This window comes from Streptomyces sp. NPDC001515 (assembly GCF_053597115.1).
Map to the genome: position 1 here is coordinate 1 of NZ_JBSFHN010000021.1, position 15,491 is coordinate 15,491.

11 protein-coding genes and 1 tRNA gene are annotated in these 15,491 nt (G+C 68.7%); 3 read left to right on the forward strand and 9 right to left on the reverse strand.

What is annotated here, in order from left to right; translation table 11 throughout:
* Nucleotides 1-213 precede the first annotated feature (213 nt).
* Nucleotides 214-1,647 (forward strand): pyruvate kinase, encoded by a 1,434-nt coding sequence (pyk, locus tag ACWCXC_RS22255; RefSeq protein ID WP_450681023.1) that lies wholly within the window; start codon nucleotides 214-216, stop codon nucleotides 1,645-1,647.
* Between the two features lie 7 nt (nucleotides 1,648-1,654).
* Here the strand turns inward: pyk and ACWCXC_RS22260 are convergent, their stop codons facing one another.
* Both ACWCXC_RS22260 and ACWCXC_RS22265 read right to left on the reverse strand, forming a co-directional pair.
* Complete coding sequence (locus ACWCXC_RS22260; protein ID WP_450890342.1) at nucleotides 1,655-2,419, reverse strand: transcriptional regulator; 765 nt, start codon at nucleotides 2,417-2,419, stop codon at nucleotides 1,655-1,657.
* 109 nt (nucleotides 2,420-2,528) lie between these two features.
* Nucleotides 2,529-2,603, reverse strand: a tRNA-Leu gene (locus ACWCXC_RS22265).
* A 95-nt stretch (nucleotides 2,604-2,698) separates the two neighbouring features.
* Here ACWCXC_RS22265 and ACWCXC_RS22270 point away from each other — a divergent pair.
* Nucleotides 2,699-3,355, forward strand: a complete 657-nt coding sequence (locus tag ACWCXC_RS22270; protein ID WP_450681025.1) for an ANTAR domain-containing response regulator — start codon at nucleotides 2,699-2,701, stop codon at nucleotides 3,353-3,355.
* A gap of 65 nt (nucleotides 3,356-3,420) precedes the next feature.
* Here ACWCXC_RS22270 and ACWCXC_RS22275 read toward each other — a convergent pair whose 3' ends face one another.
* The 7 genes from ACWCXC_RS22275 to ACWCXC_RS22305 form a co-directional block, all read right to left on the reverse strand.
* Nucleotides 3,421-4,137 (reverse strand): ABC transporter ATP-binding protein, encoded by a 717-nt coding sequence (locus ACWCXC_RS22275; protein WP_383643738.1) that lies wholly within the window; start codon nucleotides 4,135-4,137, stop codon nucleotides 3,421-3,423.
* On the reverse strand, nucleotides 4,134-5,036 hold the full coding sequence (locus ACWCXC_RS22280) for an ABC transporter ATP-binding protein (RefSeq protein ID WP_450681026.1): 903 nt from the start codon (nucleotides 5,034-5,036) through the stop codon (nucleotides 4,134-4,136). Before ACWCXC_RS22280 ends, ACWCXC_RS22275 begins: the two co-directional genes overlap by 4 nt.
* On the reverse strand, nucleotides 5,033-6,823 hold the full coding sequence (locus ACWCXC_RS22285) for a branched-chain amino acid ABC transporter permease (protein ID WP_450681027.1): 1,791 nt from the start codon (nucleotides 6,821-6,823) through the stop codon (nucleotides 5,033-5,035). Before ACWCXC_RS22285 ends, ACWCXC_RS22280 begins: the two co-directional genes overlap by 4 nt.
* A 5-nt stretch (nucleotides 6,824-6,828) precedes the next feature.
* The gene (locus ACWCXC_RS22290) at nucleotides 6,829-7,758 is read right to left on the reverse strand and encodes a branched-chain amino acid ABC transporter permease (protein ID WP_450681028.1); all 930 of its coding nucleotides are present in this window, start codon (nucleotides 7,756-7,758) and stop codon (nucleotides 6,829-6,831) included.
* Nucleotides 7,759-7,858: 100 nt separating this feature from the next.
* Nucleotides 7,859-9,073: a branched-chain amino acid ABC transporter substrate-binding protein gene (locus ACWCXC_RS22295; RefSeq protein WP_450681079.1), complete on the reverse strand. Its 1,215-nt coding sequence runs from the start codon at nucleotides 9,071-9,073 to the stop codon at nucleotides 7,859-7,861.
* 649 nt (nucleotides 9,074-9,722) lie between these two features.
* A complete protein-coding gene (locus ACWCXC_RS22300) occupies nucleotides 9,723-10,193 on the reverse strand; it encodes a PaaI family thioesterase (protein WP_450681029.1) in 471 nt (156 codons plus the stop codon).
* A gap of 89 nt (nucleotides 10,194-10,282) precedes the next feature.
* Complete coding sequence (locus tag ACWCXC_RS22305; RefSeq protein ID WP_450890343.1) at nucleotides 10,283-12,580, reverse strand: FdhF/YdeP family oxidoreductase; 2,298 nt, start codon at nucleotides 12,578-12,580, stop codon at nucleotides 10,283-10,285.
* A gap of 189 nt (nucleotides 12,581-12,769) precedes the next feature.
* Between ACWCXC_RS22305 and polA the strand changes: the two genes are divergently transcribed.
* A complete protein-coding gene (polA, locus tag ACWCXC_RS22310; RefSeq protein WP_450890344.1) occupies nucleotides 12,770-15,481 on the forward strand; it encodes a DNA polymerase I in 2,712 nt (903 codons plus the stop codon).
* Nucleotides 15,482-15,491 lie beyond the last annotated feature (10 nt).

Below are 15,491 nucleotides of genomic sequence, written 5' to 3' on the forward strand. Positions count from 1 at the left end.
AAAAACCCAAACCCCCAAACCTATATTTTTTTTTGTTTGTGTGTTTTTCTGATGTTGCATATCCCCAACCCCCCCCCCCCCCCCCCCGGGGGCGCCCACACCCGCCCCCGCCGCCGCACAATTCAACACTTGTCAATAACCCTTCATACAAAGGTGGTTGGACAGTCATCCGGAGCCAATTGCCTACCCATAGGTAAGGTTTAGGCTCGAACCATGCGCCGAGCCAAAATCGTCTGCACCCTGGGACCCGCCACCGACACATACGACCAGATCAAAGCCCTGGTCGACGCCGGAATGGACATCGCCCGCCTCAACCTCAGCCACGGCAGCTACGCCGAACACGAAGAGCGCTACCACCGCGTCCGCAAAGCCTCCGACGAAGCCGGCCGCAGCGTCGGCATCCTCGCCGACCTTCAAGGCCCGAAGATCCGCCTCGGCCGCTTCAAAGAAGGCCCCGTACTACTCGAACGCGGCGACGACTTCACCATCACCGTCGAACCCATGGAAGGAAACCGCCACACCTGCGGCACCACCTACACCGGCCTCGCCGCCGACGTCACCACCGGCGAACGCATTCTCATCGACGACGGCCGCGTCACCCTCGAAGTCACCCACGTCGACGGCCCCCGCGTCCACACCACCGTCATCGAAGGCGGCATGGTCTCCGACCACAAGGGACTCAACCTCCCCGGCGTCGCCGTCTCCGTCCCCGCCCTCTCCGAGAAGGACATCGACGACCTCCGCTGGGCCCTGCGCACCGGCGCCGACATCATCGCCCTCTCCTTCGTCCGCAGCGGACGCGACATCGAGGACGTCCACCGCGTCATGGACGAGGAAGGCCGCCGCCTCCCCGTCATCGCCAAGGTCGAGAAGCCCCAGGCCGTCGACAACATCGACGACATCGTCGCCGCCTTCGACGGCATCATGGTCGCCCGCGGCGACCTCGGCGTCGAAATGCCGCTGGAACAGGTACCGATCGTCCAGAAGCGCGCCATCAAGCTCGCCAAGCGCAACGCCAAGCCGGTCATCGTCGCCACCCAGATGCTCGACTCGATGATCGACAACTCCCGCCCCACCCGCGCCGAGGCGTCCGACGTCGCCAACGCCGTCATCGACGGCACGGACGCCGTCATGCTCTCCGGGGAGACCAGCGTCGGCAGGTACGCGATCGAGACCGTCCGCACGATGTCCCGCATCGTCGAGGCCGCCGAGGAGGACATCCTCGCCAAGGGCCTCCCTCCCCTCACCGAACGCAACAAGCCCCGCACCCAGGGCGGCGCGGTCGCCCGCGCGGCGGCCGAGATGGGCGACTTCCTCGGCGCGAAGTTCCTCGTCGCCTTCACCCAGAGCGGCGACACCGTCAAGCGGCTCTCCCGCTACCGCTCGCCCATCCCCCTCCTCGCCTTCACCCCCGACCCCGCCACCCGCTCCCAGCTGAACCTGACCTGGGGCGTCGAAACCTTCCTCGGCCCCCACGTCGACTCCACGGACGCGATGGTCGCCCAGGTCGACGAGGAACTCCTCAAGATCGGCCGCTGCCAGAAGGGCGACGTGGTGGTCATCACCGCGGGCTCCCCGCCGGGCGTGGCGGGCTCCACGAACCTGGTCCGCGTCCACCACATCGGCGAGGACGACAGCCCGAAGTAGGGGCGGCTCAGTATTTCGGCCCGACGTGTGCGTCCATGAGGGCGACGGATGCCCGTCGGGCTACGGAGATGTTCTTGCCGTTGGTGGCCTTCCACTCGACGCCGAGCTTGTCGAGGGTGTCGGTGTAAAGCCTCAGAATGTCGGTCGACAGGTTGGTGAAGAAGTAGCGCGGGTACTCGTAGCGTCTGCGCTCGCCGCGGACGAGGCGAGTCGTCCAGTTGGTGACGCGGCAGCCGTCGGAGTGGATGAGACCGCGGATGAACTCCCAGGGGTGGGCGTCGACGATGGTCTGCTGCCACTCGGCAAGAGCGATCTCTCGGTGGTGCTTCTTGCCGGGGCCGTGCTGAGGGAAGAGGCAGGGCCAGTGTTTGCTGAAGCAGGTGACGTACTGGCAGCCCGGACTTGCTACCAGGCACACCTTGTTGGCAGGTCGCGCAATCTGCACGGCTTCGACGCAGGCGTCGATGAGGCCCGGCCAGGCATCCGCGCATGCGATGCGGAGGGAGTACACGCCACGATGGTTCGCGCTGATGCACCCATCGCCGAGGTAGAGGCCGAGCAAGTACGAGTACGGGGCCGGAGCTTCGGGTGATTCGGGCGTATAACCGCATCGGGGGCAGCCCCGACCGCGTGCGTATTCGAGAGGCTCTATCCGTACGAGCCAGGACCGGATGGCGGCTCGGGAAATGCCCGTCCGCTTGCTCACGGCATTCTGGCTGAGGCCTTGATCGAGGAGATCCAGTGCGTGTCTGCGCGTTTCAAGGTCGTACACATGGTCGAGCTTGGAGAACTCCGCGCATCCATTGTCTGAATCGGCGGAGAAGTCACACGATCACGTGAACTCGAATCGTTGTGATGCGACCTTGAAATCGAAGGAAAAGTGCCCCAGGTGGGATTCGAACCCACACTGTCCGCTGTTTGAGAGCGGCCTCTCTGACCAGTTGGAGTACTGGGGCCTTAGAAAGTAAGGGCGAGCACTGCCCCGTGTGGCTACAGCTTACCGTAGCTAGGTACCCTCGTGGAGAGACGTATGCCCTGAACAAGGAGCCCCGTGACCACCCCCGAGTCGCCCCAGCCCGTAGACGCCGCCGACGACGACAAGTCGCACGTCCCGCCGCTGACGACCCGCGTCGTCATCGCGGAGGACGAGGCGCTGATCCGTCTCGACCTCAAGGAGATGCTGGAGGAGGAGGGCTACTCCGTCGTCGGGGAGGCCGGGGACGGGCAGCAGGCCGTCGAGCTGGCCCGGGAGCACAAGCCGGATCTGGTGATCCTGGATGTGAAGATGCCGGTGCTCGACGGCATCTCGGCGGCCGAGAAGATCGCCGAGGAGTCCATCGCGCCGGTGCTGATGCTGACCGCGTTCTCGCAGCGGGACCTCGTGGAGCGGGCCCGGGACGCCGGGGCGATGGCGTATCTGGTGAAGCCGTTCAGCAAGAGCGACGTGGTGCCGGCCATCGAGATGGCGGTGTCGCGGTTCGCGGAGCTGAAGGCCCTGGAGAGCGAGGTCGCGGACCTGGCGCAGCGGCTGGAGACGCGGAAGCTGGTGGACCGGGCGAAGAGCATTCTGCAGACGGATTACGGGCTGTCGGAGCCGGCGGCGTTCCGGTGGATCCAGAAGACGTCGATGGACCGTCGGCTGTCGATGCAGCAGTTGGCGGAGGCGTTGATCGCGGATGCCGAGGAGAAGAAGCGGGCGGCCGAGTAGGTCTCGCGTCCGGAGAACGGGGAAAGGCCCGCGCCACCAGGCGCGGGCCTTTCGTGTGGGTGGGCTCAGTCCTCGCCGAGGTAGGCCTTGCGGACGGATTCGTCGTGGAGGAGGTCGGCTCCGGTGCCGGAGAGGACGATCTTGCCGATCTCCATGACGTGGCCCTGGTCGGCCAGGGAGAGGGCGGCCTGGGCGTTCTGTTCGACGAGGAGGATCGTCGTGCCGGAGGCCTTGAGTTCGACGATGGTCTCCATGATCTTCTGCATCATGATCGGGGAGAGGCCCATGGAGGGTTCGTCGAGCATGAGGAGTTTGGGCTGGGACATGAGGGCGCGGCCCATGGCGAGCATCTGCTGTTCGCCGCCCGAGAGGGTGCCGGCGGCCTGTTTTCTGCGTTCCCCGAGGATGGGGAAGAGGTCGTAGGCGCGCTGGACGTCCTTCTCGATGCCTGCCTTGTCGTTGCGGAGGTAGGCGCCGAGGAGGAGGTTCTCGGTGATCGTCAGCCGGGGGAAGATGTGGCGTCCCTCGGGGGAGTGGGCGAGGCCCAGGGAGACGATCTTGTGGGCGGGGACGTTGGTGAGGGGCTTGCCTTCGAAGAGGACGCGGCCGCTCAGGGGCTTGAGGAGCCCGGAGAGGGTGCGCAGGGTGGTCGTCTTGCCGGCGCCGTTGGTGCCGATGAGGGTGACGACCTGGCCGGCGTCGACGGTGAAGGAGATGCCCTTGACGGCTTCGATCTTGCCGTAGGCGACGCGGAGGTCCTCGACCTCCAGGAGCGCGGTCATCGGTTGTCCTCCTCTTCGGTGCTCGTGCTGTCGCTCGTGCCCGACGTGTGCGTGCTTGCTTCCGCTTCGGCGGCTTCGACCTCGGCGACTTCTTCGGCGCCGGGGGCGCCTTCGAAGGGGGTGCCGAGGTAGGCGGCGATGACGCGTTCGTCGCTCTGGACCTCGGACGCGGTGCCTTCGACGAGTTTCTCGCCCTGGACGAGGCAGGCGACGCGGTCGCAGAGGTTGAAGATGAAGCGCATGTCGTGCTCGATGACGAGGACGGCGATGCCCTGGTCCCGGATGGCGAAGATGAGTTCTTCGGTGACGCGGGTTTCCTGGGGGTTCATGCCGGCGGTGGGCTCGTCCAGAAGGAGGAGTCCGGGGTCGCTGGCGAGGGCGCGGGCGATCTCCAGTTTGCGCTGGTCTCCGTAGGGGAGGTTGCGCGCGAGGTGGTCGGCCTTGTCCTGGAGGCCGATGAACTCCAGGAGTTCCATGGCGCGTTCGCGGCTGCTGTTCTCCGCCTTGCTGTAGCCGGGGAGGCGCAGGAGGGCGGACCAGAGGCCTTCTTTGGTGCGGGTGTGGCGTCCGACGAGGACGTTTTCCAGGACGGTCATGTTGGCGAAGAGCCGGATGTTCTGGAAGGTGCGGGCGATGCCGGCGTCCGTGACGAGGTGGGGCTTGGGGGGCAGGACGGTGCCCTTGTAGCTGACGGTTCCCTCGGTGGGGACGTAGAGGCCGGTGAGGCAGTTGAAGAAGGTGGTCTTGCCGGCGCCGTTGGGGCCGATGAGTCCGACGATCTCGCCCGCGTTGACGGTGAGGTCGACGCCGCGTACGGCGGTGAGGCCGCCGAAGCGCATGGTGACGCCGCTGGCGTCGAGGACGGTGGTCGCGGTCGTGGTGGTGGTCATGGTGGTCACGCCCCCGCCTTGGCGATGCCGGCGTCGCTGTCTTCGGACTGCCGTGGTTCGGGTACGTCGATGGGTTCGTCGTTCTCGTGGAATTCGAGTTGCTTGCGGCGGTCGGCGACCAGGCCTTCGGGGCGGAAGCGCATCAGGAGGATGAGTGCGATGCCGAAGAGGAAGAGCTGGTAGTCCTGCATGAACTGCAGCTTGGCCGGGATGAGGTAGAGCAGTGCGGCGCCGACGAAGGGGCCGCTGAGGGTTCCCATGCCGCCGAGGATGACGGCGGCGAGGAGGAACGCGGAGTTCGGGGGCACGGAGCCGGCGAACTGGTACTGCTCGGGCGTCACGGTGTAGTTGACGTGTGCCTGTACGGTGCCGGCGAGGCCGGCGAGGGTGGCGCCGAGGGCGAAGGCCAGGAGCTTGAGCCGGAAGGCGTTGATGCCCATGGCGGTGGCGGCGGTCTCGTCCTCGCGGATGGCGACCCAGGCGCGGCCGATGCGGGAGTCCCCGGAGCGGCGGAAGACGAGGACCACGACGGCGGTGACGACGAGCATCAGCAGGTAGTAGTTGGCGGGCCTGCTGAGGGTGAAGGGGCCGATGTCGTGGGTGAGTCCGAAGTCGATCCCGAAGAGGTTGAGGTCCGGGATGCTGGGGATGCCCTGGGAGCCGTTGGTGAGGTCGGGTCCGCTGTTGCCGTTGAGGTTGTTGACGGTGACGCGGAAGATCTCTCCGAAGCCGAGGGTGACGATGGCGAGGTAGTCGCCGCGGAGTCGGAGGGTCGGGGCGCCGATGAGGACGCCGAAGACCAGGGAGACGACGGCTCCGGTGAGGACGGCGGCCCAGAAGGGGAAGTGGACGCCGATGGCGGAGAGGGGTGCGCCGGAGACGAGGGCGGCGGTGTAGGCGCCGACTCCGAGGAAGGCGACGTAGCCGAGGTCGAGGAGGCCGGCGAGGCCGACGACGACGTTCAGGCCGAGGGCGACCGTGGCGAAGATGAGGATGTTCGCGCCGATGAGGGCGTATTCCGCGGTGTCCTGGGTGAAGGGGAAGCAGAGGGCCGCGACGAGGGCGGCGGTGAGGGTGACGTTGCGGTGCTTGGCGGTCAGCGCGGTGATGCGGGCGATGAGGCCGGCCCGGGTGAGCGCGGTGAAGGCGAAGGCCGCGGTGATGAGGAAGCCGATGAACTGTTCGGAGTCCTCGGTGGGGATGTCGATGCCGTAGGTGAAGAGGTAGAGGGCCACTCCGAAGGCGACGGCGATGACGAGGATCTCGGCCCAGGAGGGGAGGGCCTTGGCGCGGGGTGCCGAGGGGGCGGCGAGGCTGTTGCGGAAGCGTCGCCGGACGGTGGCTTCGCGGCCGTCGTCGGGGAGGGGCTGGTCGTCGGGGAGGCCGAGGGAGGCGAGGACGGCGACGAGGGCGCCGATGCCGCTGATCCAGGCTCCGGGTTCGAGGTTGACGACGCCGCCGAGCTCGTAGGAGATGGCGCCCATGGCGTAGCCGGTGGTGCCGAGGGTGGCGAGGGCGAGGAGGCGGACGGGGCTGTTGGTGCCGCCGGGGGTGAGCCAGCGCAGTCCGGGGATGCCGTATCCGGTGAGGGTGAACAGCAGGGTGAGGACGGCGGCGGTGAGGGTGAGGATCTGGAGGCCGCCGGGGTAACCGGTGACGGTGAGGTCGCCGGGGAATTCGGAGGTCCAGGTCCAGGGGAGGAAGGTGCCGGCGAGTGCGGCCGCGGCGCCCGCGAGGGTGGCGATGCGGGCGGCGGGGGCGGGCAGGGGGAGGAGTGCGGTGCGGGTGGTGGTCATCGGTATCACGCCCTGTCCGCTACGCGTTCGCCGAGCAGGCCCTGGGGCCTGAGCAGCAGGACGACGATGAGGAGGACGAAGGCCCATACGTCCTTCCAGGCGCCGCCGCCGAAGAGGTCCATGCCGGGGACGTCGCTCATGTAGCCGGTGGCGAGGGATTCGGCGATGCCGAGGACGACGCCGCCGAGCATGGCTCCGTAGATGTTGCCGATGCCGCCGAGTACGGCTGCGGTGAAGGCTTTGAGGCCCATGAGGAAGCCCATTTTGAAGCCGATCTGGCCGTTCTTGAGCCCGTAGGCGACGGCGGCGACGGCGGCGAACGCGGCACCGATGGCGAAGGCCATGACGATGATGCGGTCGGTGTTGATGCCCATGAGCTTGGCGGTGTCGGGGTCCTGGCTGGTGGCCTGCATGCCGCGGCCGGTGCGGGTCTTGGAGACGAAGAGCCCGAGGGCGATCATGCAGATCGGGGCGGAGATGAGGACGAAGAGGTCGCCGCGCTGGATGTGGGCGCCGAAGAGGTCGAAGGCGTCGCCCTTGAACTGGGGGAAGGGGCGGTCCTTGGTGGCGTTGGGGTACCACTTCCAGATGGCCTGCTGGAGGGCGAGGGAGAGTCCGATCGCGGTGATCAGCGGGGCGAGGCGGGGGGCGTTGCGCAGGGGGCGGTAGGCGAACCGTTCCGCCGCGGCGCTGACGGCGACGGAGCATATGACGCCGCCGACGATCATGAGGGGGACGATCGCGAGGAGGTTGGATCCGGCCGGCATCCAGAGGTACACGGTGAGAGCTCCGAAGCCTCCGATCATGAAGATCTCGCCGTGGGCGAAGTTGATGAGCTGGATGATTCCGTAGACCATCGTGTAGCCGATCGCGATGAGTCCGTACATCGCGCCGAGGATGAGTCCATTGGCCAGCTGTTGCGGCAGTTCGTGCACCGCAGGGCCTCCGTGGAGTGGTTCGGATATGGCACCGCGCGGGAGTGCTCGTAGCGCTCCCGCGCGGTCTGGGGTCAGTCGGTGAGCGACCGGGAGCGGGTTACGGCTTGTAGGCCTCGCTGAGCTTGGAGACCCACTTGCCGCCGTCGACCTGGTAGGCGGTCATCATGGTGTTCGTGGTGTCGCCGTACTGGTCGAAGGAGACGGGGCCGGTGACGCCGTCGAACTTGACCTTGGCCATGGCTTCGAGGACCTTGGCGCGGGCGTCGTCGGGGAGCTTGCCGTCGTTCTCGGCGACGGCGATCTTGACGGCCTCGATGATCGACCAGGTGGCGTCGTAGGTGCCGCCGCCGTAGGCCTCGTAGGCGTCCTTGTAGCCGGCCGTCTTGTAGTCCTCGATGAACTTCTTGGCGGAGTCGAGTTCTTCGACGGGCTTGCCGACGGAGGTGGCGATGTCGCCCTGGGCCTTCTTGTTGAGCTTGATGAAGTCGGCGCTGTACATGCCGTCGCCGCCCATGAGGGGGATCTGGACGCTGTCCTTGAGCTGCTGGCTCAGGGGGGCGCCGGCGGGGTACTCACCGCCGTAGTAGACGGCCTTGGCGCCGGACTTCTTGACCTTGGTGACGACGGCGTTGAAGTCGCGGTCGTCGGGGTTGACGTGGTCGGAGCCCACGATCTTCCCGCCGAGGCCGGTGAAGGTGGTCTTGAAGGAGGCCGCGAGACCGGCGCCGTAGGGCTTCTGGTCGTCGATGAGGTAGACCTGGGAGATCTTCGCGTTGTTGTAGAGGTACTTCGCGGCGAAGGCGCCCTGGATCTGGTCCGTGGTGGCGGTGCGGAAGTAGGTCTTGAAGGGGCGCTTCTTGTCGCCGGTCTTCCAGTTGTCGCCCTGGGTCAGCTCGGTGCCCGTGTTGGCGGGGGAGACCTGGGTGAGGCCGGCGTCGTTGAGCGGCTTCTGCATCGACTGGGAGACGCCGGAGTTCAGGGGGCCGACGACGCCGAGGACCTGCTTGTCGTCGATGAACTTGGTGGCGTTCTGCTGGCCGACGGAGGGCTGGGCCTGGTCGTCGAGCGGCTTGACCTCGAAGGTGATGCCCGGGACGGTCTTCAGCTTGTTGGCCGTCTTGGCGGCGAGGTCGGCGGAGTTCTTGATGCCGAGGCCGAGGGCGGAGAGGTCACCGGTGATGGGGGCGTCGACGCCGATGACGACGGTCTGGTTGCCGCCGCCGTCCCCGCTGCCCTTTTTGTCGTCGTCGCGCGACCCGCAGGCGGTGAGTGTCAGTGCTCCTGTCGTGAGCACTGTGGTGAGGATGAGCAAAGAACGGTGTCGCACGAAAAGTCCTTTCCCTGGCGCGGCCTCCTCTGCTTGAGGTGCCGTGTCGTTCGCCGGGCCGTACTGGTTGGTACAGGGCCGTGCTGCAGACGCGCCCGGCGGCGCGGTGACTGGCCGTGACTCTAAGGGCAGGGGTGGGGGTCGGGGGTGGGGGTGGCGCAGGATGTGACTGTCTTGTTATGCCCTTGAGCAAGGCTTGAGGTGGCTGTGCTGACATGTCCGGTTTTTTTACCGGACGGGGAAGTGACCGCATGGTGAGAACGCGCAGCTCTGCTAAGGGGCTTGGGGTGATCTTGGTGCTGTCGCCGGTCGGGGGGCGCGGGGAGCCCCCGGAGGGCGTGCGGAATCGCCCGGTGACCGCGGTCCGGGTCGGTGTGGGGTGCGCGAGGTTTCGTGGACCTTGCGTGTTTGTTACGCAGTGTGACGTCTGGGGCGTGGCGGTCGACGCGGTGTGCCGGGTGGGGGGTGGGAGTGGGAGGGGGTGTGGCTGTCGAGTGGGCCATGGAACGCGCCTGCGGGTCAAGGGCGTTGTGCTGTGTGTCGCGCAAGTCCGGTCTGTGCGGCGGTGGTTGTGCCCGGGTATGACACTGCCCGGCCGGAATGGGTTCCGGCCGGGCAGGGGGGGTGCGGGGGGTCAGGCGGCGTCGGGGGCGGGGGCGTCACGGAGCAGGCAGGTGAGGCGGGCGGTGCAGACGCGCTTGTCGTGTTCGTCGGTGATGACGATCTCGTACGTGGCGGTGGTGCGGCCGCGGTGTACGGGGGTGGCGACGCCGGTGACGAGGCCGTTGCGGACGCCTCGGTGGTGGGTGCAGTTCAGGTCGACGCCGACGGCGAGCTTGGCGGGGCCGCCGTGGAGCATGGAGCCGACGGATCCGAGGGTCTCGGCGAGGACGGCGGAGGCGCCGCCGTGCAGCAGGCCGTAGGGCTGGGTGTTGCCCTCGACGGGCATGGTGCCGACGACGCGGTCCGCGGACGCCTCGACGATGGTGACGCCCATGCGTTCGCCGAGGTGGCCGGCGGAGAAGAGGGCGGGGAGGTCGACGCCGAGGGCGGCGTACTCGTCGATGATCTCCTGGGGGAACGTGGGTGCGGTGTGCTCGCCCATGGGCCGGCTCCGATCGTCTGCGGCGGAGCGGGGCCGCGGCCCCGCTCCGGGTGGTGTGCACTGTTCCTATCAGACGGCTGAGCGGATGCTTAGTGCGCGTCCCCCGGGTGGGGCCGGCCGGTGTTCTCGAAGCGCACCACGACGGACTTGCTGGCCGGGGTGTTGCTGGTGTCGGCGGTGGAGTCGAGCGGGACCAGGACGTTCGTCTCGGGGTAGTACGCGGCGGCGCAGCCGCGGGCCGTGGGGTAGTGGACGACGCGGAAGCCGGGGGCGCGCCGTTCGCTGCCGTCCTTCCATTCGCTGACGAGGTCGGTGTAGGCGCCGTCGGGGAGGCCGAGGGCGGTGGCGTCGTCGGGGTGGACGAGGACGACGCGGCGGCCGCCCTTGATGCCGCGGTAGCGGTCGTCGAGGCCGTAGACGGTGGTGTTGTACTGGTCGTGGGAGCGCAGGGTCTGCAACAGCAGGCGTCCTTCGGGGAGTTCGGGGAACTCGACGGGGGCGGCGGTGAAGTTTGCCTTGCCGGTGGCGGTGGGGAAGCGGCGGGAGTCGCGCGGTGCGTGGGGGAGGGTGAATCCGCCGGGGTGGGCGACGCGCGCGTTGAAGTTCTCGAAGCCGGGGACGACGCGGGAGATCCGGTCGCGGATGGTGGCGTAGTCCCGTTCGAACTCCTCCCAGGGGGTGGCCGATCCGGGGCCGAGGACGGCGCGGGCGAGCCGGGCGACGATGGCGGGTTCGGAGAGCAGGTGGGGGCTCGCGGGGGTGAGGTTGCCCCGGGAGGCGTGCACCATGCTCATGGAGTCCTCGACGGTGACGAACTGCCGTCCGGTGGCCTGGACGTCCTTGTCGGTGCGGCCGAGGGTGGGCAGGATCAGCGCCCGGGTGCCGGTGACGGCGTGGGAGCGGTTGAGCTTGGTGGAGACGTGGACGGTGAGGCGCGCGGTGCGCATCGCGGCCTCGGTGACCTCGGTGTCGGGGGTGGCGGCGACGAAGTTGCCGCCCATGGCGAAGAAGACCTTGGCGTCGCCGTCGCGCAGGGCGCGGATGGAGCGGACCACGTCGTAGCCGTGGTGGCGCGGCGAGGTGATGCCGAATTCCTTGTCGAGGGCGTCGAGGAAGGCGGGCGCGGGCCGTTCGAAGATGCCCATGGTCCGGTCGCCCTGGACGTTGGAGTGGCCGCGCACCGGGCAGACGCCGGCGCCGGGGCGGCCGATGTTGCCGCGCAGCAGGAGGAAGTTGACGATCTCGCGGATGGTCGGCACGGAGTGCTTGTGCTGGGTGAGGCCCATGGCCCAGCACACGACGGTGCGTTCGGAGGCGAGGACCATCTCCAGGGCCTGTTCGATGGCGGCCCGGTCGAGTCCGGTCGCGGTGAGCGTCTCGTCCCAGTCGGCGTCGGCGGCCGCGGCGGCGAACGCGTCGAAGCCGTGGGTGTGGGTGGCGACGAAGGTCTCGTCCACGGCGCCCTCGGTGGCGAGGATCAGTTTGTTGAGGAGCCGGAAGAGGGCCTGGTCGCCGCCGATGCGGATCTGGAGGAAGAGGTCGTTGAGCGGGGTGCCCTTCAGCATGCCGTGCGGGGTCTGCGGGTTCTTGAACCGCTCCATCCCGGCCTCGGGCAGCGGATTCACCGACATGATCCTGGCTCCGGCCGATTTGGCCTTCTCCAGGGCGGAGAGCATCCGGGGGTGGTTGGTGCCCGGGTTCTGTCCGGCGACGATGATCAGGTCGGCGTGGTGCAGGTCCTCCAGGGAGACGGATCCCTTGCCGACGCCGATGGTCTCGGTGAGCGCCGAGCCGGACGATTCGTGGCACATGTTGGAGCAGTCGGGCAGGTTGTTCGTGCCGAACTCGCGGGCGAAGAGCTGGAGGAGGAACGCGGCCTCGTTGCTGGTGCGGCCCGAGGTGTAGAAGAGCGCTTCGTCGGGGGAGTCGAGGGCGCGCAGTTCCTCGGCGATGATCTCGAAGGCGCGTTCCCAGGTGACGGCCTCGTACCGGTCGGCGCCCTCGGGGAGGTACACGGGCTGGGTGATGCGGCCCTGCTGGCCGAGCCAGTAGCCGCTGCGCCGGGCGAGGTCGGCCACGGGGTGGGCGGCGAAGAAGTCGGGGGTGACGCGGCGCAGCGTGGCTTCCTCGGCGACGGCCTTGGCGCCGTTCTCGCAGAATTCGGCGGTGTGCCGTTTGTCGCCCTCTGGCCAGGCGCAGCCGGGGCAGTCGAAGCCGTCCTTCTGGTTGACCTTGAGGAGGGTCCGGGCGGCGCGTGCCACCCCCATCTGCCGCTGGGCGACGCGCAGGCTGTGGGCGACGGCGGGGAGTCCCGCCGCGGAGTGCTGGGCGGGTTCGACCCGGGGGGCGTCCTGGACCGGGTCTCCGGTGGGCGGCTTGGTGGCCATCGTGCTCCCCTTCGGGCCTGCTGCGGGCCGTGCGCGGTCCGCGCGTGGTCCGCTCCTGGTGGTCTCTTGCCTTCGATCCTGGCACGCGTGGGGGGTGCGGCGCCCGGCGAGGGCGCGCACCGGGGGGCCGGGCGGGGTCCCCGGCGGTGGCCGGTCGGGATTGTCAGTGGTCCGTGGCAGGATCGGGGTGTGGCTGAGACGGCATCGAAGAAGACGGCAGACAACCGACCGCGCCTGCTCCTGATGGACGGGCACTCCTTGGCGTACCGGGCGTTCTTCGCTCTGCCCGCGGAGAATTTCACCACCGGGGCGGGCCAGACGACGAACGCGGTGTACGGCTTCGCGTCGATGCTGGCGAACACGCTGCGTGACGAGGCGCCCACGCATTTCGCGGTGGCGTTCGACGTGTCCCGCAAGACCTGGCGCTCCCAGGAGTTCCCGGAGTACAAGGCGAACAGGTCGAAGACCCCCGACGAGTTCAAGGGCCAGGTCGAGCTGATCGGCGAGCTGCTGGACGCGATGCGCGCGGACCGGTTCGCGGTGGAGGGCTTCGAGGCCGACGACATCATCGCCACGCTGGCCACCCAGGCCGAGGCGGCCGGCTTCGAGGTCCTGATCGTCACCGGCGACCGGGACTCCTTCCAGTTGATCACGGACAACGTGACCGTGCTGTATCCGACCAAGGGCGTCTCCGAGCTGACCCGGTTCACCCCGGAGAAGGTCGTCGAGAAGTACGGACTCACCCCCCGGCAGTATCCGGACTTCGCCGCGCTGCGCGGCGACCCGTCGGACAACCTTCCGGGCATCCCCGGGGTCGGCGAGAAGACGGCCGCGAAGTGGATCAACCAGTTCGGTTCCTTCGACGAGCTGGTGGAGCGTGCCGACGAGGTCAAGGGCAAGGCGGGCCAGAATTTCCGCGACCATCTGGACGCGGTGAGGATGAACCGGGTGCTGACCGAGATGGTCCGGGACGTGGCGCTGCCCAAGACGCCGGCCGATCTGGAGCGCGCCCCCTACGACCGTACGGCGGTCACCGGTGTGCTGGACGTGCTGGAGATCCGCAATCCGAGTCTGCGCGAGCGGCTGCTGGCGGTCGACCCCGGCACGGCGGAGGACGAGGCCCCGGCCCCCGCCGCGGGTGTCGAGCTGGACGGTGCGGTGCTGGGCGCGGGCGAGCTGGCGCCCTGGCTGGAGGAGCACGGCGGGCAGCCCCTCGGCGTCGCCTCGGTCGACACCTGGGCGCTGGGCATCGGCACGGTCACGGAGATCGCGCTCGCCGCGGCCGGCGGCGCCGCCGCCTGGTTCGACCCGGCGCAGCTGGACGCCTCCGACGAGCAGGCGTTCGCGCGGTGGATCGCGGACCCGGCCCGGCCCAAGGTCATGCACAACGCGAAGAGCGCCATGCGGGTCTTCCCCGAGCACGGCTGGCGGGTCGAGGGCGTCTCCATGGACACCGCGCTCGCCGCCTATCTCGTCAAGCCCGGCCGGCGTTCCTTCGCGCTGGACGCCCTGGCCGTGGAGTACCTGGGACGCGAGCTGGCCCCGGCGGCCGCGGCGGACGGGCAGCTGGCCTTCGGCGCGGAGGACCGGGCGGAGGCCGACGCGCTGATGGCGCAGGCCCGCGCGGTCCTGGACCTCGGGGACGCGTTCGCGACCCGGCTGGAGGAGGTCGGGGCGACCCGGCTCCTCCAGGAGATGGAGTTGCCCACCTCCGCGCTGCTGGCCCGTCTGGAGCGCCACGGCATCGCGGCCGACCGGGCCCATCTCGAAGGCATGGAGCAGCAGTTCGCCGGTGCGGTGCAGCAGGCGGTGAAGGAGGCGCACGCCGCGGTGGGCCGGGAGTTCAACCTCGGTTCGCCCAAGCAGCTCCAGGAGGTCCTCTTCGGCGAGCTGGGCCTGCCCAAGACCAAGAAGACCAAGACCGGGTACACGACGGATGCCGACGCGCTGGCCTGGCTCGCCGCGCAGACCGAGCACGAGCTGCCGGTGATCATGCTCCGCCACCGCGAGCAGGCCAAGCTGCGGGTCACGGTCGAGGGCCTGGTCAAGACGATCGCCGCGGACGGCCGCATCCACACCACGTTCAACCAGACGGTGGCGGCGACCGGCCGGCTCTCCTCCACCGACCCCAATCTGCAGAACATCCCGGTGCGCACGGACGAGGGCCGGGCGATCCGCCGCGGCTTCGTCGTCGGCGAGGGCTTCGAGACCCTGATGACCGCGGACTACAGCCAGATCGAGCTGCGCGTGATGGCCCACCTCTCCGAGGACGCGGGCCTGATCGAGGCGTTCATGTCCGGCGAGGACCTGCACACCACGGTCGCCTCGCAGGTCTTCGGCGTCGAGAAGTCCGCCGTCGACCCGGAGATGCGCCGCAAGATCAAGGCCATGAGTTACGGCCTGGCGTACGGGCTCTCCGCGTTCGGCCTCTCCCAGCAGCTGAACATCGAGGCGGGCGAGGCCCGGGTCCTGATGGACACGTACTTCGAGCGGTTCGGCGGGGTGCGCGACTATCTGCACCGGGTGGTGGAGGAGGCCAGGGCCACCGGATACACGGAGACGGTGTTCGGCCGCCGCCGCTATCTGCCCGACCTCAACAGCGACAACCGCCAGCGCCGCGAGACGGCCGAGCGGATGGCGCTCAACGCCCCGATCCAGGGCACCGCGGCCGACATCGTCAAGGTCGCGATGCTCCAGGTCGACCGGGCGCTGACGGAGGCCGGGCTGACCTCCCGGATGCTGCTCCAGGTCCACGACGAAATCGTCCTGGAGATCGCCGCGGGCGAGCGGGAGCGGGTGGAGGAGATCCTGCGCCACGAGATGTCCACCGCCGTGCGGTTGCGCGCCCCGCTGGACGTGTCGGTCGGCGTGGGCACCGACTGGGAGTCGGCCGCGCACTGAGACCGGGGTC